19 protein-coding genes are annotated in these 19696 nt (G+C 28.3%); 7 read left to right on the top strand and 12 right to left on the bottom strand.

The annotated features are described in order from the left end of the window. The first annotated feature begins 5 nt into the window (after positions 1-5). From PMT9312_RS04940 to PMT9312_RS04930, 3 genes are read left to right on the top strand one after another with little or no spacing between them, the layout of a single operon-like run. Positions 6-203: a DUF2949 domain-containing protein gene (locus PMT9312_RS04940; RefSeq protein ID WP_011376517.1), complete on the top strand. Its 198-nt coding sequence runs from the start codon at positions 6-8 to the stop codon at positions 201-203. A 23-nt stretch (positions 204-226) separates the two neighbouring features. Next, positions 227-766: a DUF3038 domain-containing protein gene (locus PMT9312_RS09470; RefSeq protein ID WP_318655365.1), complete on the top strand. Its 540-nt coding sequence runs from the start codon at positions 227-229 to the stop codon at positions 764-766. A 1-nt stretch (position 767) separates the two neighbouring features. Further along, positions 768-1358: a DUF4335 domain-containing protein gene (locus PMT9312_RS04930; RefSeq protein WP_011376515.1), complete on the top strand. Its 591-nt coding sequence runs from the start codon at positions 768-770 to the stop codon at positions 1356-1358. 684 nt (positions 1359-2042) lie between these two features. Here PMT9312_RS04930 and mfd read toward each other — a convergent pair. After that, positions 2043-5567: a transcription-repair coupling factor gene (gene mfd, locus PMT9312_RS04920; RefSeq protein WP_011376513.1), complete on the bottom strand. Its 3525-nt coding sequence runs from the start codon at positions 5565-5567 to the stop codon at positions 2043-2045. Positions 5568-5641: 74 nt separating this feature from the next. On the opposite strand from mfd, the gene PMT9312_RS04915 reads away from it, so the two are divergent. Continuing rightward, positions 5642-6352: a TerC family protein gene (locus tag PMT9312_RS04915; RefSeq protein ID WP_011376512.1), complete on the top strand. Its 711-nt coding sequence runs from the start codon at positions 5642-5644 to the stop codon at positions 6350-6352. On the opposite strand, the gene fmt is transcribed toward PMT9312_RS04915, so the two are convergent. From fmt to PMT9312_RS04865, 10 genes are all read right to left on the bottom strand, one after another. Then, positions 6349-7335, bottom strand: a complete 987-nt coding sequence (gene fmt, locus PMT9312_RS04910) for a methionyl-tRNA formyltransferase (RefSeq protein WP_011376511.1) — start codon at positions 7333-7335, stop codon at positions 6349-6351. The genes PMT9312_RS04915 and fmt overlap by 4 nt on opposite strands. Next, positions 7332-8684 (bottom strand): TldD/PmbA family protein, encoded by a 1353-nt coding sequence (locus tag PMT9312_RS04905; RefSeq protein WP_011376510.1) that lies wholly within the window; start codon positions 8682-8684, stop codon positions 7332-7334. Before PMT9312_RS04905 ends, fmt begins: the two co-directional genes overlap by 4 nt. 3 nt (positions 8685-8687) lie before the next feature. After that, complete coding sequence (locus PMT9312_RS04900) at positions 8688-10112, bottom strand: TldD/PmbA family protein (protein WP_011376509.1); 1425 nt, start codon at positions 10110-10112, stop codon at positions 8688-8690. A gap of 31 nt (positions 10113-10143) precedes the next feature. Beyond that, on the bottom strand, positions 10144-11316 hold the full coding sequence (gene acsF / locus PMT9312_RS04895; protein ID WP_011376508.1) for a magnesium-protoporphyrin IX monomethyl ester (oxidative) cyclase: 1173 nt from the start codon (positions 11314-11316) through the stop codon (positions 10144-10146). Between the two features lie 80 nt (positions 11317-11396). After that, positions 11397-11975, bottom strand: a complete 579-nt coding sequence (locus PMT9312_RS04890; RefSeq protein ID WP_011376507.1) for a DUF2996 domain-containing protein — start codon at positions 11973-11975, stop codon at positions 11397-11399. A 70-nt stretch (positions 11976-12045) separates the two neighbouring features. Beyond that, complete coding sequence (locus PMT9312_RS04885; RefSeq protein WP_011376506.1) at positions 12046-12489, bottom strand: hypothetical protein; 444 nt, start codon at positions 12487-12489, stop codon at positions 12046-12048. Positions 12490-12550: 61 nt separating this feature from the next. After that, the gene (locus PMT9312_RS04880) at positions 12551-14770 is read right to left on the bottom strand and encodes an RNB domain-containing ribonuclease (RefSeq protein WP_011376505.1); all 2220 of its coding nucleotides are present in this window, start codon (positions 14768-14770) and stop codon (positions 12551-12553) included. Positions 14771-14850: 80 nt separating this feature from the next. Beyond that, positions 14851-15153: a TMEM165/GDT1 family protein gene (locus tag PMT9312_RS09465; RefSeq protein WP_011376504.1), complete on the bottom strand. Its 303-nt coding sequence runs from the start codon at positions 15151-15153 to the stop codon at positions 14851-14853. Further along, positions 15154-15480, bottom strand: coding sequence for a TMEM165/GDT1 family protein (locus PMT9312_RS04870; protein ID WP_011376503.1), 327 nt, complete (start codon positions 15478-15480; stop codon positions 15154-15156). Further along, entirely contained in the window at positions 15477-15824 is a 348-nt protein-coding gene (locus tag PMT9312_RS04865; protein WP_011376502.1) for a YkgJ family cysteine cluster protein, read from the bottom strand. Before PMT9312_RS04865 ends, PMT9312_RS04870 begins: the two co-directional genes overlap by 4 nt. A gap of 170 nt (positions 15825-15994) precedes the next feature. On the opposite strand from PMT9312_RS04865, the gene PMT9312_RS04860 reads away from it, so the two are divergent. Both PMT9312_RS04860 and PMT9312_RS04855 read left to right on the top strand, forming a co-directional pair. Continuing rightward, positions 15995-16759 carry an HAD hydrolase-like protein gene (locus PMT9312_RS04860; protein ID WP_011376501.1) on the top strand — a complete coding sequence of 255 codons (765 nt, stop codon included), beginning with the start codon at positions 15995-15997 and terminating at the stop codon, positions 16757-16759. Further along, positions 16746-17072: a DUF565 domain-containing protein gene (locus tag PMT9312_RS04855; RefSeq protein ID WP_011376500.1), complete on the top strand. Its 327-nt coding sequence runs from the start codon at positions 16746-16748 to the stop codon at positions 17070-17072. Before PMT9312_RS04860 ends, PMT9312_RS04855 begins: the two co-directional genes overlap by 14 nt. 3 nt (positions 17073-17075) lie before the next feature. Here the strand turns inward: PMT9312_RS04855 and rpmF are convergent, their stop codons facing one another. After that, a complete protein-coding gene (rpmF, locus tag PMT9312_RS04850; protein WP_011376499.1) occupies positions 17076-17246 on the bottom strand; it encodes a 50S ribosomal protein L32 in 171 nt (56 codons plus the stop codon). A 131-nt stretch (positions 17247-17377) separates the two neighbouring features. On the opposite strand from rpmF, the gene ftsH reads away from it, so the two are divergent. Then, the gene (gene ftsH, locus PMT9312_RS04845) at positions 17378-19132 is read left to right on the top strand and encodes an ATP-dependent zinc metalloprotease FtsH (RefSeq protein WP_011376498.1); all 1755 of its coding nucleotides are present in this window, start codon (positions 17378-17380) and stop codon (positions 19130-19132) included. The last annotated feature ends 564 nt before the right edge of the window (positions 19133-19696 follow it).

The raw sequence follows: 19696 nt of genomic DNA, 5'->3' as shown, positions 1-19696 counted from the left end.
AACTCATGAATAATTATGTATCTAAGGGAATGTTGATTTATTTACTTAATGAAATAGGTTTAGATGAGTCATCTATTGAACTTGGTCTAAAATTAGCTTTAAAAAATAAGACTCCCTTACCTATCTTATTATGGAGTTATGGAATGATAAATATTGATGAACTTGATAAGTTATATTCACATTTATTTCAAAAAATGGAATAATAATTCTGTTATAATTAACTCATATCTTAATAAGAACAATTACTGTTTTAACTAAAGGGAATCAGGTATCAAGACAATCAATAGAGAAGCTTGATTTATTATTATTAATACTAGAGACCATAGATTTAAATGGTATTCAATCTTTTTATGCTTTATCAAATAGGCTTAACTTAAGTAACATTTTGCCAAATAAAATTACTATTTGGAAACTAAGGAATAATAATCCATTGAGAAAATCTTATATTAATAACAATATTAAATCACAGGAATATGATGCATTAATAAAAATTACTGTTGAAATGTCTAAATATTTATATCCTTACATAAGAGAGATACTTCAATCTAAAGAAGATCCTAAAAAGAATTCAGTTATTTGGAATGATTTTCATAAGAGATTTATAGAGTTAATTAATGAGAGGTTTAATATAAATAGTATGAAAGTAAAAAAGCTTTTAACTAAAAGTGAAAATGATGAAATTATTATAAAATCTTTATTAACGTTGTCCCTCTGTATTTCTAATGAGGGCAGTGAAAAGTTAAAGCATTTTCTATTTAATTTTTAATATGTTGCAAAATAGATTATCATTTCATCAGTCTTCAGTTAGTCTGGAAATAAAAGGATTACCAGATTACTCAAATAATGAAAATAAAGGTCAAATATCAATAATTTCAGATTGGAAATTAAACATTATTGATAAACCACTTATTGAAGGCAAAATTGAACATTTAGTTCAAATTATGGATGCATTTTATATTTATTCAAATCTCCTAATAACTAATGAAATACCATTATATGAGTCCAGATTAATCGATATAAAAGCAGATAGTCTCCACATACATAATATTGTTCTTAAGAGCTCTAAGCCAGATGTTAATCCATTAATTATCAAGATTGGTAATTCATTGTTGTCCGATATCATAAATTGTTTTGACCAGTTAAATGAATCATCAAAAGTTAGAATAAAAAAATCTATTGATTTTAATAATATTCCTAAAAAAGTTAGATTTGGGTTATACAACAAAGTTAATTTTTTAAAAATGTTTTTACCGCCGTTCTTCTCAATTTGTTCTTTGGTTCTATTTTCATTTACGCTTATTTATTTTTATAGTCCCCCTGAAAATAAAGAAAAAAATGAACTAATTAATCTAAAATAAAGATATGTAGCATCCCAACTATAAAAACGATACTATGGGTTAATTTTGTTTTCAAAATAAATTATTAATTAATTCTTTGAATTTTGAAATATGGCAGATTTAAAGATCCCAAATTTGAATATGAAGTCTGATAAATATATTTTTAAAAAAAAATTAAGTTTAAGGAGAAAATCTAAAAGAAGATTATTTTCTGAATCTGCTTTTTTGTTTATTTTGAGTTTTTTATTGTTTTATATAAATTATTTAATTCCTAATAAAAATTTGCTGCTACAAAATCTACCTGCAAATTTTAATAAATCTTTTACATTAATAATTGATCTCTTTTCAAATCTCTATGAGATATCTTTGGTGATTTTTATTATTGTTTCTTCGTTTAGTGCTTTGATTTTATTAATGGGATCTTTTAATAGATTATTTAAGGTTTTTAATAGAAAGTCAAAACAATTAACTTATAAATAAATTTCAGATTGGTTGCATTAAGCCACCACTTCCTGAATCCGAGTCATCATCATCATTTTCTGTTTCGACACCTAAAAGCGCGTAAATTCCAAGCACAAGTGATGACAGAATTATTGTTAAGGGTAAAATCGAATTTTGAATTCCGACGTCTATATATTCACCCATTTAATAAAAAAATTTTTATAAACCTAACGAAAATTAAAGTTATTCGCGGATTTTAAATAATTATTTAATAATTTTTTCTTTTTTAATATTTAGGTCTTTTTCAAAATTATTTATTTCTTCAATAAATAACCCAAACCAATACATTAATTGATCAATTTGATTTTGAATGTCAGTAACTCCTAAACCTCTTATGGTTATAAAGGAGCATAGCTCCCCTTCATTAAAATTAAATTTATTTTGAACACTATTAGGTAATGAATTTTTAAGTATTTTAAAAGTAGATTTTCTTAATTTTGTTTCAATAATAATGTTAGGCTTTTTAAGTTTTATTTTGTTAAAACCGCATTTTTTAGCAATTAATTTTAGTTTCATCAACATAATTAATGACTCAACAGGTTTGGGCAATGTTCCATATCTATTAATCCAGTCTTTAGCTAATTCAGTTAATTCTTTATTGTTAGAGCATTCAGTCGCAGATTTGTAAGCATCAAGTTTTTCTTCCCTGTTTAATATCCATGTTGCAGGTATAAAAGCATTAATTTGCAGATCAATTTGTGTGTCACTAACTTCTGGTATTTCTTGTCCACTAATTTCTGAAATAGCTTCGTGGAGCATTTCAATGTACAAATCATATCCAATAGCATTAACCTTTCCACTTTGTTCTTCTCCTAATAAACTTCCAACACCTCTTATTTCCATATCTTTCATTGCAAGTTGGTAACCACTTCCTAGTTCCGAAAAATCCTTTATCGCTTTCAATCTTTGTTTTGCAGAATCATTGATTTTATTTAAATTGGGATAAAATAACCAAGCGTGTGCTTGTATACCACTTCTACCAACTCTTCCTCTTAATTGATAAAGTTGTGAAAGTCCAAATTTATGAGAATCTTCAATAATTATTGTATTTACCTTCGGGATGTCTAATCCACTTTCAATTATCGTTGTACATATCATGAGATCTACTTCTCCATTATTAAAGGAAATCATGCTATTTTCAAGCTCTGTTTCGTTCATTTGTCCATGAGCAATAATAAATTTTAAGTTCGGAAACATATTTTTTAATTTGTTTACTGCTTGATCAATATCTGAAATTCTTGGAAGAACATAAAATATTTGACCTCCCCTATCAAGTTCTTGGTTAATAGCAGTTCTTATAACATCCATATCTATTTCAGATAAATAGGTTTTTATTGATCTTCTTGATGGAGGAGGAGTATTTAGTAAGCTCATTTGTCTCAGTCCAGATAAGCTCATATAAAGAGTTCTTGGAATTGGAGTTGCCGAGAGAGTTAAAACGTCTATGTTAGTTTTAATTTTTTTAATTTTCTCCTTTTGCCTTACTCCAAATCGTTGTTCTTCATCAATAACAAGTAACCCTAAGTTTTTTATTTCAATTTCTTTCCCTAAAATTTGGTGCGTTGCTACTACTAAATCAATTTTGTTATTTTTTAATCCTGCATAGATTTCTTTTCTCTCATTAACGGTTTTGAATCTATTGAGTAATGATACTTTTATTGGGTAAGGTGAAAATCTATTATTTATTGTTCTCCAATGTTGCTGAGCTAATATTGTTGTAGGTGCTAGTAATATAACCTGCTTGCCTGATGTAATAGCCTTAAAAATTGCCCGAACAGCGACCTCTGTTTTGCCAAATCCTACATCTCCACAAACTAACCTGTCCATTGGCTTATCGCTTTCCATATCAGATTTTATTTCTTTTACAGCAGTAATTTGATCTGGTGTTGGTTGATAAGGGAATGATTCCTCTAATTCATCTTGCCAAGGACCATCTTCTGGGTATATGTGCCCCTTTAATTTTTCTCTCTTTGCATAAAGTTTTAGGATATCGACAGCAACTTTTTTGATTTGTTTCTTGTTTTTATCTTTTATTCTTTCCCATTCGGTCCCTCCTAATTTATTTATTTTTGGCTTTATTTTTCCACTAGATCTATATCTGTTAACACTACCTAATTGATCAGCGGCCACACTTATCTTCCCATCTTGATACTGAATGACTAAATAATCTCTTGAATCTCCAGTTATATTGATTTTTTCTATTTTTAAAAATTTTCCTATTCCATGATTTTTATGAACGATAAAATCACCTGGACTAATCTTATTCACATTTATATTTGAATTTACACTTCTTTTTTTTCTTCTTATGAATACATTATTAAAAAGATATTGTTGTGAAAATAATTCTTTATCTGTTATAAGGACAACTTTCCAAATTGGAAGATAAAAACCCTCGATTTCATAATTGTTCTTATTTTTTATTATTAAAGGAGTTGAATTATTAATTGATTTAAATGCTTCATCAATATCATTAGGATTGTTTAAGAAGTTTGTATTACATTCGTGCTCAAAAAGTAAAGTCTTAGTTCTCAATGGCTGTGCCGATAAGATCCATACTTTTTCTTTATTTTTTATATTTTTGTTTATATCTTTGGCTAATTTTCCTATATTTTTTGAGTATGAATTTAATCTCTTATCGTTTAATAAAAACCTATTATGAATATTGGCTTTAGATTCAAATTCATACAACTTTATTAAATTAAAATTTCCCAGTGAATTTAATATTTCGTCAAACTTTAGATGCAAATTAGGCTTAGCCTTTAGATTTATATTATTATTTTTAAGGTTTTCATTTAATTCATTCGCAAAATTATCAAAATTAATTTCTGAATCTATATACCAATTATTCGTAAATTTTTTACAATCTTCTAATTCATCAATTACAAGAATTGTTTCCTTATCTATGAAATCTATTATATTTGAGGGCTTTTTTTCAATTATTCCTAAATAACGATCAAGGTTATTTTTATTTACATCTTCTGAATTAAAAATATGATTTTTAGATAAATTTTTTAACTTATCTTTTATTAGTAAACCAAATCCAGCATGTATTATTTCAATATTATTGATATTTTCTAATGTTTTTTGTGTATGTGGATCATATTCTCTTATTTTCTCAATTACATTATCAAAAAATTCTAATCTTATAGGAAACTCATTATTGACAGGATAAATATCTATTATTTCCCCTCTTCTACTCCAGTATCCTTCTGTAGAAGTAATATTTTCCTTTGTATAACCCAGCAACGTAAGTTTATTTGCTAAATCTTGAAGCTCAATTTGAACACCTTTTTGCAAAGCTAACTTGTTTTCAGTTAATAAATTTTTATTTATTAGATGAGGTTGTAGTGATCTCTCTGTTGATATAACAATATTAAGTTCTTTTTTCTCTTTTTTTATTAATTTAGATAAAACAGTAAGCTGAGTAAATTCAATCTCTTTGGATTTATTAATTGATGCGTATGGCAGATGCTCTGTTGGTGGATAATATAAAACAGCTTTATCATTTATACTTTCAAAATAACCAATCCATTTGTAGGCAATTTCTGTATTAGGACAAATTAATAATATATTTTTATATTCTTTTTTTGCTATGCTATTTAGGATTATTGATTTTGCATATCTACTTGAGCCAACAATATTTAATTCTTTATTTTTTGAAATTTTTTTTATTAATTCAGAAGTAATTTGTGAGTTTGAAATATAATTAACTAAAGTATTTAAATTCATTTATAGTTATCAATCTTGTTTACTAATATCGGATATATTATATTAGATTTTTTATTGATTGTGAATAATATTTGATGGATTCAGCCGCAATAAATTCTTTTATACCAACACTAGATCAGGTAGATAGTTGGTACGAAATCTTTACACTTTTACCAATATTAATTGCACTAGAATTATTATTATCAGCTGATAATGCTATCGCACTAGCTTCTCTTACTAAATCTCTCGAGAGTTCGGAATTAAGGTCAAGAGCCTTAAATATTGGTATAACAATATCTTTATTATTTAGAATTATTCTCATAATACTATCTAATTTTCTTCTCAAGTTTATTTTTATTAGGGTTTTTGCTGGTTTTTATTTAATATATTTATTCTTCTCTAATGTTTTTTATAATTCTGAAATAGAAAACGCTGAAAATGGTACAGACAATAATAAAAATAATTTTAGGTTCTTAAGGGTTGTAGCACTTCTCTCAATTACTGATTTTGCATTTTCCATAGACAGTATCACTACTGCAGTAGCTATCAGTGATCAATACATATTAATAATATTTGGAGCTGTAATTGGGGTATTAGCCTTAAGATTTACATCGGGGATTTTTCTAAAACTTCTAGATATATTTTCTAGATTAGAAACAGCTGGTTACGTAGCAATTTTAATTGTTGGGATTAAACTTTTACTAAATACGTTAATTAAAGAATCTATTCTTCCCGACTATTATTTTTATATTTTGATTCTTTTTGCTTTCATTTGGGGATTCTCTAAAAAAGAATCAAAAACTTAATTTGAGAGATATTCACCTAATGATGGCTTTAACTGTTGTATTAATTGTTTTTTGCTAGATATGTTTTTGCCTTCAAGTTTTGCTTCTAACAAAATAATCGGATCAGTTTTAGTTGAAATTATTATTCCTTCATTTTCTAAGACAGCAAGAATAATTCCTGGTTTTGAATAATTGCTCATTAAACAGTATTTTTCATTATTAATTTCATCACTACTTAAAACTTTAATTTTGATTATTTTTAGGTTCTTCCCTCTAAAAGTTGTATTTGCTCGTGGGTATAATGCTTTTATTTTTCGAGAAATTTTAATTGCCTCATTACCCCAATCCACTTTATAGTCAGATTTTTCAATCATTCTTGCGTAAGTAATTTCTCTTCCAAGAGTATTTTGTTTTGTTAATTGATAATTAGTATTTTTATTAATATTTTCTTCGAGTAAAGATGTAGCATTTAAAAATAATTTTGCAGATAAAATACTAAGTTTTTCCGTAAGTGTAATTAAATTATCGTTATTATCGATTTTAATTTTTTCTTCCAACAATAAGTCGCCAGTATCTAGTCCCTCATTCATTTTCATAATTCCTACTCCAGTAAATTCATCACCTTTCATTAGGGACCATTGGATTGGAGCCGCACCACGCCATCTTGGAAGTAATGAAGCATGTGCGTTCCAACAACCAAATTTTGGTATTTCTAATATCTCTTTAGGTAAAATTTTTCCATAAGCTATAACAATAAATAAATCACAGGATAGTGATTTAAGTTCATTTATAAAATTTATGTTGTCCCTAATTTTTTCCGGAGTATAAATTTTTATAGATTCTTGCTCGGCAAAGCTTTTAACAGGTGAAGATATTAATTTTTTTCCCCTAGATCTTTTCTTATCCGGTTGGCTAACTACTGCAATTACCTCGTGCTTAGATTTAATAAAAATATCAAGGCTTGAAATTGAATATTCAGGTGTCCCCCAGAATATAATTCTCACGCGTCACCAGTTATTGATAATTCATCTACCCATATATGTGGAGAGACCCCACTTGTTGTTACCTCTTGGTTGGATTCAATATTTACTATATGTTTCAAAAGATATTTGATATCCCCTGCGACAGTTGCCGATTCAATTGAGATTTTTGTACCGTTTTTATAAAGCCATCCATCAAATGGAAGAGAGAATGAACCTTGACTTGCTCTGACACCTGCATGAATTGCATTTAATTCTTCAATATAAACAAATTCTCCCTCATAAGTAGAGTGATCTAACGATGTTTTGAGATCAAAGTTTTCGTCTGATTTCTCAACTACTATCCAATCAGTAGATACTGAGACTTTTGATCCTAGTCCAGCGTGGCCAGTGGGAATTGTTTTAAATACTCTTGCAGTTGATTCAGAATGTAAAAAATTTTCAATTCTCCCTTTATTAATTAAACATATTCTTTTGGTAGGGGTTCCTTCTCCATCAAATGGTGATGAAGAAATATTCTTTTCGTGAAGGCCATCATCATAAATATTAAGTGCTTCTGTAGATAGCTTTTCTCCAATAGAATTTTTATTAGATAAGCTTATTCCATCTAAAATACTTCTAGCATTAAAAATTGAGCTAAAGGCATTAATGATCGTTAAAAAAGACTCTGGGGAAAAACATATTAAATATTTATCAGTTTTAATAGATGAATAATTTAAATGAGATATTGTTTTGTTGGAAGCATCTTTAATACACGACTCTATATCTATATCATTAACTCCATATCCAAGTTTTACGGAACCTGAACTACGAGGTTTCTTATCTTTCTCTTCAGCTCTTGCATATAAATAGAGTGCAGCTTGACTTTTGGTAAAACTTCGAAAGGCACCATCACTATTAGCATAAACTCTCTCGTAAAAACTTTCAGATAAACCATTATATGGAACAGATTTGATGGATTCATGACTTTCTAATAGTTTTACTTCCGCTTCTCTTAAAAGAGTAAGTAATTTTTTAATTCCAAGAGGATTTCTTTTTTTTTCGTCCTTAACTTTAATAGGATCCTTGGCTAGTGGTGAGAATTCTGTACTTTCATTCTTGTTACCAAAATCAGAAGCAATATTTGCTTGATTTAGAGCCTTTTTAATACCAGATTCACTGATATCACTTGTTGTAGTAATACCAACCAGATTAGATTCGTTCCAAACTCTTAAAGTTAAAATTTGCTTTTGTGATGCCTTTAGTTGTTTAGCCTCACCTTTATCTACTTGCACAGAATAATCATTAGAAAAACTTGCACCATAATCCCATTTTTTAAGATTTAGGAAATCTGCAGCTTTGGAGATTTGATTTGTAAGTTCTCTTGAATTCATATCCTATCTTCCACCAACAGTGATTGAATCAACCTTAATATGAGGTTGGCCAACAGTTACGTTGACACTTCCACTAATGGATCCACAGAATCCAGGGGCTAATTCAAGGTCATTTCCGCACATTGATATTTTTGGCATAACCTCTTTAGCCTCACCAATCAAAGTTGCTCCCTTTACAGGGTTTGTTAATTTTCCATTTTTAATTAAATATCCTTCTTCTACTGCAAAATTAAATTGTCCTGTAGCACCTACACTGCCTCCACCCATTGATTTGCAGTAAAGACCATCACTAATACTATTTATTAAATCTTCTTTGGAGTACTCACCTTTAGCTATGTAAGTATTTCTCATTCTTGAAGCTGCTGCAAATGAATAATTTTGCCTTCTTCCACTGCCTGTTCTTTTATGGCCAGTTCGTAATTCACCTGCCCTGTCGGATATAAATTTTTTTAAAATACCATCTTTTATAAGGACTGATTTCTCTGGTTCCATACCTTCATCATCAACTGATAATGAACCAAAGGATCCTTCTGATAATCCTTCATCTATTGCTGTGACTGATTCATGAGCAATTTTTTCATTCAATTTATTCTCGAAGGGTGTTGTTCCTCTCTCTATTTGTGTAGTCTCTAGCAAATGTCCACAGGCTTCATGAAATATAACGCCACCAAATTTATTAGCTAATACAACAGGCATTTGTCCAGCCTCAACATAATCCGCATACAACATGTTCATTGAACTTTCAAACACATCATTTGCTGCCTTTTCATGATCCCATAATCTAAATTCATTTGGCAATCCTGACGATCCAAATCTTCTACTTCCATTAGATCTATATTGGGCATCACTAGCAATTACGTTAAGTCCAACTGTTTGATGCAACCTAATATCGGAGGCATAGGTTCCATCGCTGGAGGCTATTATTACTTCTTGAAGATTTCTAGAGTAACTTCCTTTTCTAGTTATTATTTTGTTATTTTTTTTTAGAAACTTTGTGCTGAATAATAGTTTTTCACTTATTTCATTAATTGATGGAACTTCATCAATCCATGTTTTCTTGGATAAACTATAATCCCTATATTTATTTAGACCGTTAAATACTTCTTTATTGTTTTTGTCATTTATATCTAACATCTCAATAGCTTGGGATACTGATCTCATCAAGCCATGTTTAGATAAATCATTAGTACTAACAAATCCGTCCCTTTTGTCTTTGAAGATTCTAATGCCAGCACCTCTCCCAAATGATGGACTTACACTTGTAATGTAATCCTCTTCAGCAAGTACACTTGCGTTGTCGGTATTTTCTATAAATATTTCTACGAAATCAGCTCCAAGTCCCATCCCATAGAAAATAATTTCTTCTAATAAATATTTATTGCAACTACCAAATTCGATTTCATTTGATTTAATTTGAGAAGAAAGCATATGAATTTATAAATTTGCTCTATATAAAAGATTATCTAATCGAAGGTTGGAAATCTTTGCTATCTAGAGGTTTTAATAAGTATAGTCTTAATAGTTGGTAACCGTTTGATAAATAGGTAGGTAATTTCTTTAAAGTTTTAGATACTTTATTTTCTTCGCTGTTAGCAATATTAGAAAGGACCTTATTATTTTCAACTATTTTATCTAATCTTCCATAAAAAGATTTATCATATACATCTAGAACTACTGGGAAAACTCTAGCAGAAGTTTCATTTGTTTTATTGATAACATACTGGTCGTACTCCCTGGCGTCTAACCCTAATGAACTGTAGAAATCTTTTTTGATTCCAAGATCCCTAGCATACATAGTCGCAAATACTGCCAAAAGAAAAAACCTTGACCATAATTTTGATGTTATTGGAAGATTGTTCAAAAAGTATCTAAATCTATGGAAATAATCAAATAATGGATGTGTAAAGGTAGTCCCCCCAATGTTGATTTTCTGACTTAATGATTTGACAGTACGTGGTTGTGCTTTCATAAGTGCGTCGAAGAAATCTCCATGCCTATTTTCATCTTGACACCAATTTTCAAAGTAGTTAAATAGTGGAAAAATCTTGCTATCTGGATTCTTTTCAAGATGCCTGTAAATTGCAATATATCTCCAATAACCTATTTTTTCAGATAGATAAGTGGCGTAAAAAATACTTCTAGGTGGAAAATAAGTGTAATCTTTATTTGCTGTTAAAAAACCTAAATCTAACTGTAATCCAAAGTCACTCATTGATTTATTCAAGAAACCTGCATGTCTAGCTTCATCTCTGGCCATATGAGCAAAGCATTCTGCAAGAAGAGGGTTTTTATCTTTAATTCTTCTGCTTAGCTCCTTATAAAGTAAAAAACCCGAAAATTCTGAAGTACAACTTCCCTCAAGAAAATCAACGAAAAGTTCTCTTGTCTCAGGATCTAATTTCTCTGCAGCTCCGTCAAATTCACTATTTCTAACAAAATGATGCCTATTGTAGTCTTTTCTAAATTCCTCACATATGGCTTCCAATTCCTCCTCATTTATCGATAAGTCCATATTTTCCATTGCCTCAAAGTCTGTTGTGTAGAACCTTGGAGACAAAATTGTTTCTTTAGCTGGTATCTTCCCGTTATTTACATCTTTTTTATTTTTAGATTCAATAATAGATTGAGACATCTTTTCTTTGATTTATTAATACTATTATTTACTATGATTTGTATTTTCGAGTGAAAAGTTAACTAGGTGTTATTGTTTTTTTAATTAACTCCTAATAATTTTTGCCCGTTTAATCTCTGCAGTAGTCTTGAAATGATTAATTTAAGGGTTATTCTTTTTTCATCAATTAGAAATGATTCAATAATGCTAGGTTTTTGTTTTGGTTTGGATAAGGAAATACTTTTTAATGAACTTATGTCCTCCTTCTCAAAAGATAACCAAAAGTCACAAGTATCCTTAATTTCACAATTTATTACCCAACATTTATCACCAGCAATTGGTCTAGTAGTCTTTTTGAGGTTAATATTTTTTATTTCTAAGCCTCTTTGATTAATTTCGTCAATTAATTCTGGAATCAAATGAATATTTATAAATTCTTGGAATGGCTTTTTCTCTATAGGGAGTTCTTTTTGGGGTTTAGAAATGGATTTAGCAGGTATAACGTTTTCTTTTTTCATATCAACTTTTTGAACAGAATTATTTGGTGAATTCGCATTATTTTCACTCATATTTAAAACTTTTTCTGATTTAGGTTCTTTTGTTTCTTCCGTGTTGGATTTATTAGGAATGTTTGTTGTTTCATTATTAACTTCACTATTTGGTTCTAAATTTTCTTCCATAAAATAAATCCTACGTATATTTCATTATAAGTAAAAAAAGCATTATTTATAAATTAAATTATCTAGTTTTCTACCAATCATTGTCATCATTTTCCCAATCATCTTTATTATCAGGATTATTTGAATAATTTTGCTCTCTATTCAAATAATTTTCATCTGTATTTTTAACTACTCTATAATTAACAGATATTGTAGGTTGAGCATCTCTGATATCCCTTTGAGGAGGGATATCAATATTTGATCTGTTATCTTCTTCAAGATTTTGAGGTTCATAATTTTCTTCTATATTTTTGAAATTATTTCTTTTAATAGTAGTAACTGAAGTATTTAATAATGTGCTTATAAATAAACCAGAAAAAAACGAAATGCTGATTATCCTACCTATAGTTACTTCTTTGGCAGTCCATTTAAAGAATCGAAATGAAGACTTCTGATTATTATTTGTATATAGTAAAGTTTGAATTATTATTATTAAGAAAAGAGTTAATAATAAAAATTTTTTCCTAAATATCATTATAAAAGTTATATATAAATTTTCTTTTTCTTTTTTCCATAATATATTTTTGACAATTTAATTATGTTAACTCTAAATCAATTTGATATTTAAGAATATCAACTTTTATAATTTTAACTTCTATTTCATCTCCAACTTTATATGATTTCTTAGATTTCCTACCAATCAATAAATTTTGTCTTGATCTATATTCATACCAATCATTATTAAGGGTGCTGACGTGGACAAGACCTTCCACATTTAGATCTGATATCTCAACAAAGAAACCATAACTTTGAACTGACAATATAAACCCATTGTAAATATTGCCTAATAAATTCTCAGCCTTTCTTACTTTTTTTATACTTATCATATTTAATTTATATTGGTTTATTTTGCACTTATATTCATTAAGTTTATCTATTATAAATTTATTAAATAATGTATCTATATTCTTTATAATTGACGAATTAAATATATCCCAATCTATTAAATTTAACGAATCACTTTCCAATATGTTTATTTCATTAATATTATTTTTCTTTGATTTCTTACCATTTATTATCATATTAAAAATACAGTACTGGTTAATAAGATTTGTGAAGTCATATCCAGGAATTGTCCATGGCGAAATATATAGTTTTTCTGATTCATTGTTATCTGCATTATTAGAAATCAGGTTTACTTCATTTTCCTTAAATTCATTAATTAAAAGTTTATGTAAGATTCTTTTTTTATTATCATCGCCGCATAACTTAATTATTTGACTAAATGATAAATTACCATCTTCATTAAGCTCTACTTCATTATCAACAAATTCTGAATATTTGATGAGTTCATTTGCATTAATGTAATCTATTCCCTTTGAAAAGTAACCTGCACTTTTTAAGCCAAGTTGATTTGAATGTTTGAACCATATTAAATTCGCTTCATGTAGTATTGGAGAAAGGTATGTTTGGCAATCTTCTTTTTTTAATGGTTCAAAATATCCTTTTGAATTTTCAGCAGGGTTGTGAATAAAAAATTCGTCTAAGGATTCAATTTTATTATGTGGCGCAGGGATTTCAACTTTACCTTCCAAGAGATGTCTTTGTCTGAATGAAGTAGAAATTTCAAGTATTTTATCCACATCTTCGATATATTGCTTTATTGGTTTGAGTAACCTTGAGGTTATTCTAGTTTTACTTTTTCTTGATAGAAGGGCGTCAGTATGATCACTTCCAATAATTAGAGTGCATTTTACTAAAGTAAGATGAAATGACCATTTAGTTATTTCATTATCGCTATCTAAATGCAAGCATAGGCTTATTGCTTCATTCTTTTCACCTAATTTAAATTCAGAAGTATTTCTTATGGATTCACTATGGTAGGGTTTCCAATTATTCAATAAGGGTAATGATTCAAAGCTATTAAGTATTTCTAAGGCCTTTTTATTATTTAGTTCTACTATTTCTGCAAGATTATTTGTATGTATCCAAAGTTTAGTATTTTTATTTTTTTCCTGCTCTATTTGAATTATTGGGAGCATTGGAGAATTATCAGACTTCCAACTTTTGAATAAATAAGAGTTTTTATCTGTTAAGTCTATTCTTTCCCTTTTTTCTATCTTCTTAGATTTAACAAGATTTTCATTGTCTAATTCGACGATATTGCTTTTAGATAAAACAAAATCTGTATCTAATTCCTCATTATTATTTAATTCTAGTTCTTGTATAACATGGCCTAAACCTTCTTCTTGACCTATGGGAAATCGATCAATCTCAACTTTAACTATATTCTTATTTTCTGGTTTGTAAGTGTATTTCTTATCCTCTTTTGGAAGTTTTATTTTAGAAAGTATCCTGTCGTCGATAGGAATAGCATATATATCATTGTTTATTTCTTCAACTTTAGAAAGAAGTATTTGATTTGATCTTTCAAGAATACAGTCAACTATTCCCTCAGGTGATCTTCTTCTGTAACCCTCTTTTATTATCCTTACTAAAACTTTATCTCCATTCCATGCATAATTAAGTAGATTTTCTTTAATGTAGATATCTTCTTTGTTTTTTTCCCTCACTGCAAAGCAATAACCTTTGCTACTACATCTTATTTTGGCGACTATATGATTGCTATCTTTTGTGCAGGAATATTCATTAACTGCATTTTTATTTATTATTTCAAGTTTTTCTAGAGCTGTTAAAGCGATATCTAATTTATCTTTATCAGATTTCTTTGTTATTTTTAATGATCGGCATAATTTTTTATATTCTAACCCTTCTGAATTATTAAGATTATCAATTATAGAAGATGTAGAGAACATAGTAATAGAAAAATTATAAATTATTTAAGTTGTATATACTTCATTATTACACCTTTTATCCAAGCTTAAAACTAATTATTTTAATTGTCTTCTTTTTCTTGTTTATCCATAGAGAATGAATTTACAAAAAGCCTTATACCAATAATAAAAAATGTTATGGAGGCTATTGATTTAAGAACTACTTCGGGTAAAAAACTAGAAATAGAACCACCAGTCAATGCTCCTAATAAACTTGCAAAGACAAGTGCAGATGAGGATCCTAAAAAAACTGCTAATGGTTTATTTGAAGTGCCGCTTATAGTTAAAGTAGCCAGTTGGGTTTTGTCACCTAATTCAGCTATAAAAACGGTTAAAAATGTTGACAGTAATAAACTTAAAACCATTTATAAATAATTTTTGAGAGTTTCATAGGATAAAAATAAACTTATTATTATCATTAAAGCACCTGTAAATAAAGCAAATTTACTTGGAGATATTTTTTTAGATAACCATTTACCAATAAGAACTCCTACTACACTAGAACTTATTAAAGCAAGAGAACTTCCAAGAAAAACAATTATTGGCTTCCCCGATTCAGCAGAAAGCATTAGTGTTGCTATCTGGGTTTTATCTCCAAGTTCAGCAATAAAAATTGTTGTAAAAGTTGTAATAAATATAGATAAGAAACTTTTTTCTATATTGTTCTCCTTATTTTCTAATTTACTGTTCATTTTTCTGAAACTGCCTTTTTAAAATTTTTCATCTCTTTACTTTTGTATCCATAATTTGAGGAAATATGCTGTTTACAGCAATCTATAAGAAATTTATCTCCATATTTAAAATATCCTTCAAAAGAAGTTGAAAATTCATTTACACGGCAAAAGTGAGGTCTTGTTTCATAAATTAAGCATTTTTTATTTTCTCTATCTAAATTTTTACACCATCCGTCTTTAGCTGTCATTGAATTTATTAATTCTATATCTTCTTTGTTAAGTTTGTCAGTTATTTCAGTTCTTTCGTTCAAGTTGAATTTACAACAAGCTCCGCAATTTTCTATACATGTCCATGATTTCATAATTTAATTCAATCTTGTAACGTATCAGTACAGTTCTATCATTTATTTGTAAAAATAGTATCACAAAACATATTCATTATCATGGCAAATCTTATTGTATTAGGCGTAGTTGCGCTATCAGGACCAGCAATAATTGCTCTAGTATTTTTTAAAAATAAATAATCTCCTTTGTGAATACTAATCTCGAGGGTGTTTATTGGGATTTAGATGGTACTATCGCAAATACTGAATTAGAGGCTCATTTACCTGCTTTTAATAATGCCTTTAAAGACCTTTCTATTAATTGGAATTGGGACGCAAAAAAATACATAGAACTTCTGAAAATAAATGGGGGCAAAAATAGGATTGCTTACTACTCTAAATCAAATAATGATAACTTTTCTGAAGATTTGATTTTCAAAATTCATGAAAGAAAACAGTTTCATTATCTAGAAATAATAAAAAAAAATTGCGTTGAATTTAAAACTGGTGTTTTTAGATTAATAAAGGAATTACATAGAAAAAAAGTAAGACAATTTATTGTTACTTCAAGTTCAAGAAAACAAGTTGATTTACTTCTTGAATATCTATTTAATGGCTTCAATCCCTTTGAGTTCATTATTTCAAGTGAAGATGTTGAATTAAAGAAACCAAATCCATTACCTTATTTTAAGGCAATTCAATTAAGTGGTATAAAAGAAAATAACTCAATAGTTTTCGAAGACTCTAATCCAGGATTGAAATCTTCCTTAGCAGCTAATTTACCGACAATTTTTGTTCCTTCAAATATCCCAATAGTTCTTGATGAAAATATTAAATTAGATTGTATTTTAAACAGTCTTGGTGATGATAATAATGTGGCAAACGTAATCAAAGGTCCTAAACTAAAAAAATCATATGTTGACCATAGCTTCCTAAGTGATTATTTAATGACTGTTAATAATGCAAAAAACTAATTTTTCAAGAATTACCTACAAATTAAATAATTTACTTTTTGGTTTTCTAAGTGATACTTGGAGGTCAAAATCTATTAGTCTAATTTCAGTATTGACAGGTTATTTTTTGTTCGCAAATTTTCTTACAAAATTTATATCTGAAGGTAAAAATGAGTTAATAATGGTTCCAATAATTATCGTTTTTATTGAAATTATTATAAGAATCAAGCCTTCCTCAAGTTCAAAATTTTATGATGTATGGTCCGTAATTGATAAATTAAGAATCGGTGCAATTTATGCCGTTATACTTGAGGCATTTAAATTAGGATCATAAAAGCTATTCTTCTTCTTCTTCTTCAATAGGATAAACAAATCCTTGGGCTTTACCAGTTAAAACTGATTTACCTAAAGATATTGCTTTTTGAGCTGCTATTGCTGCTTTTCCTTTCCAGACAGCGTGCCTATGGTTCCTTTTGCTCTTTGATTTTTTCTTCTTTGGTACAGCCATTCTGTTTCTTTATTTCCATATATTAATATAACCTTTAACTGGTTATCTCCCAAACTTTTGAGTATATTTTGTTTATATACGTCAATTTTTCAAATAAGCATATATGCTTTATTAATCACTTATAGAGATTAGTGTTTAGATCAAAATTCTCATATTCAAATTCTAGATCAAGTTATTCAGATCTTCTAGAGGATATAGAGGCGGGAAAAATAGAATCAATATTTTTCTATCCTAGACAAAGAGAAATTGATGTTCTGTATAAAAATGGCGACAAATTTAAAATACCTATCCTTTACAACGATCAATTAATCCTAGAAAAGGCTACTGAAAATAAAGTTGAACTTACAGTTAATAATAGTAGAAAAGAAGCCTCAGCTGCTAATTCATTTGCTTCAATCAGTCTTTTCCTGATTTTTATATTAGCTATAGTCCTAATCTTGAGGAGTACATCAAAATTAGCTTCTAGAGCCTTTGGTTTTACCAAAAATAAAGCTAAATTTCTAACTATTGATGATGTTGACACGAGATTCGATGATGTAGCTGGTGTTCCTGAAGCCGCGGAGGAATTAAAAGAGGTAATAACTTTTTTGAAAGAACCAAAAAAATTTGAAAATTTAGGAGCAAAAGTTCCTAAGGGAGTACTTTTAATTGGCCCTCCTGGAACAGGTAAAACATTATTGGCTAAAGCAATTGCCGGTGAATCAGGAGTTCCTTTTCTCTCAATATCGGCATCAGAATTTGTAGAACTTTTTGTTGGTGTTGGCGCAAGCCGAGTCCGGGAGTTATTTTTTAAGGCTAAAGAAAAATCTCCTTGCATAATTTTTATTGATGAAATTGATTCTATTGGTAGGCAAAGAGGATCTGGGATTGGAGGTGGAAATGATGAAAGAGAACAAACCCTTAATCAGCTTCTAACTGAGTTGGATGGTTTTGCCGATAATTCAGGGATTATTGTTTTAGCCGCAACAAATAGACCAGATATTTTGGATGCAGCATTATTAAGACCAGGAAGATTTGATAGGAAAATAGAAGTTATGCTCCCAGATTTAGATGGAAGAAAAAAAATTCTTTCAGTTCATTCACTTCCAAAACCACTTTCAAAGGAAGTTGACTTAGGATATTGGGCTTCAAGAACAGTTGGATTTTCTGGAGCAGATCTTGCAAATTTGATGAACGAGAGTGCTATTCATTGTGCAAGAGATGAATCAAAATTAATCAGTGATCTTCATATAGAAAATGCTCTTGATAAAATTACAATTGGCCTGAGAAGTTCTTTAACAAGTTCTTCAAATATGAAGAAAATTATTGCTTATAACGAAGTAGGCAGAGCAATTGTTTCTGCTGTGAGAAATGGAATTGAATCAGTTGATAAAATAACAATTTTACCTAGATCTGGATCTCTAGGAGGATATACAAAAATGTGCCCTGACGAAGATGTAATTTCTAGTGGCTTGATTTCAAAAAAATTATTATTTTCGAAAATTGAAATCGCTCTAGCAGGAAGAGCCGCAGAAACGATAGTTTTTGGTGAAAGTGAAATTACACAATGCTCCATAAATGATATCTCTTATGCGACGAATATCGTAAGAGAAATGGTTACAAAATATGGATTTTCAATTATTGGTCCAATTTCAATGGACTCTGATAATAATGAATTGTTTTTGGGAGATGGATTATTTACAAGAAAGCCTCTCATAGCAGAAAATACTTGTTCTAGAATAGATAATGAAATTATAAAAATTTCTAAAAATTCATTAAATAATTCAATAGAAATTTTGAAGAAAAATAGAGTCTTACTAGATAAATTAGTTGATATACTTTTAATTCAAGAAACTATAGATAAAAAAGTTTTTAAATTAACAACTTCTAAATTGTTGAAAGTTTGATTTAATTGTTATAAATTACATAAAAAATATAATATTTTCTTGATAATTAAAAACAATTCAACGAAGTTATTAGTATCACTTTTATTCTTGCTTATTCTTCCATTTGTACAAAAACAATGGTTTAATTTGTATTTATTCAATATTAATGATTTTTCCTTTTATTCAATTCTTTATTATTTGAGCGGTACAATATGCCCCTCTTTTGTATGTTTTAACTCTTTAAGAAACTATACATATTATAATTTTAATAATAAAAAAATCTATAATAATGAAATTAAAGGTAAAGGATTATTATTATTAGTAGTAATAAATTTGATATTTCTTTCGTTCTTTATATCTGATTATATATATATAAATTTTGATATTATATGTAATTTATTTCTTAAAGGAAATAATTTACCAAAACCAGATATTTTTCAGTTTAGTTTATTCATACTTTTAAATTCTATTTTATTAATATTTAAGAAATCAAGGCTTTTATTTAAAAAATTAATATTGGTAAATTATATTTTGATTTCTTTTTACCTTTGGCATCTTCAAATAAATAATATTAATGTTGATGAT

Origin of the sequence: Prochlorococcus marinus str. MIT 9312 (assembly GCF_000012645.1) — a bacterium.
In the GTDB taxonomy this organism is placed as follows: domain Bacteria; phylum Cyanobacteriota; class Cyanobacteriia; order PCC-6307; family Cyanobiaceae; genus Prochlorococcus_A; species Prochlorococcus_A marinus_L.
The sequence above is the reverse complement of the archived record's forward strand: the minus strand, read 5'-3'. Positions and strand labels throughout refer to the sequence as shown.

Bases quoted from the DNA above. Each gene is read 5' to 3' on its own strand.
- PMT9312_RS04940 (WP_011376517.1), top strand. From the start codon at position 6: ATGAATAATTATGTATCTAAGGGAATGTTGATTTATTTACTTAATGAA.
- PMT9312_RS04930 (WP_011376515.1), top strand. From the start codon at position 768: ATGTTGCAAAATAGATTATCATTTCATCAGTCTTCAGTTAGTCTGGAA.
- mfd (WP_011376513.1), bottom strand. From the start codon at position 5,567: ATGAATTTAAATACTTTAGTTAATTATATTTCAAACTCACAAATTACT.
- PMT9312_RS04915 (WP_011376512.1), top strand. From the start codon at position 5,642: ATGGATTCAGCCGCAATAAATTCTTTTATACCAACACTAGATCAGGTA.
- PMT9312_RS04905 (WP_011376510.1), bottom strand. From the start codon at position 8,684: ATGAATTCAAGAGAACTTACAAATCAAATCTCCAAAGCTGCAGATTTC.
- PMT9312_RS04900 (WP_011376509.1), bottom strand. From the start codon at position 10,112: ATGCTTTCTTCTCAAATTAAATCAAATGAAATCGAATTTGGTAGTTGC.
- acsF (WP_011376508.1), bottom strand. From the start codon at position 11,316: ATGTCTCAATCTATTATTGAATCTAAAAATAAAAAAGATGTAAATAAC.
- PMT9312_RS04890 (WP_011376507.1), bottom strand. From the start codon at position 11,975: ATGGAAGAAAATTTAGAACCAAATAGTGAAGTTAATAATGAAACAACA.
- PMT9312_RS04885 (WP_011376506.1), bottom strand. From the start codon at position 12,489: ATGATATTTAGGAAAAAATTTTTATTATTAACTCTTTTCTTAATAATA.
- PMT9312_RS04880 (WP_011376505.1), bottom strand. From the start codon at position 14,770: ATGTTCTCTACATCTTCTATAATTGATAATCTTAATAATTCAGAAGGG.
- PMT9312_RS09465 (WP_011376504.1), bottom strand. From the start codon at position 15,153: ATGGTTTTAAGTTTATTACTGTCAACATTTTTAACCGTTTTTATAGCT.
- PMT9312_RS04870 (WP_011376503.1), bottom strand. From the start codon at position 15,480: ATGAACAGTAAATTAGAAAATAAGGAGAACAATATAGAAAAAAGTTTC.
- PMT9312_RS04865 (WP_011376502.1), bottom strand. From the start codon at position 15,824: ATGAAATCATGGACATGTATAGAAAATTGCGGAGCTTGTTGTAAATTC.
- PMT9312_RS04855 (WP_011376500.1), top strand. From the start codon at position 16,746: ATGCAAAAAACTAATTTTTCAAGAATTACCTACAAATTAAATAATTTA.
- rpmF (WP_011376499.1), bottom strand. From the start codon at position 17,246: ATGGCTGTACCAAAGAAGAAAAAATCAAAGAGCAAAAGGAACCATAGG.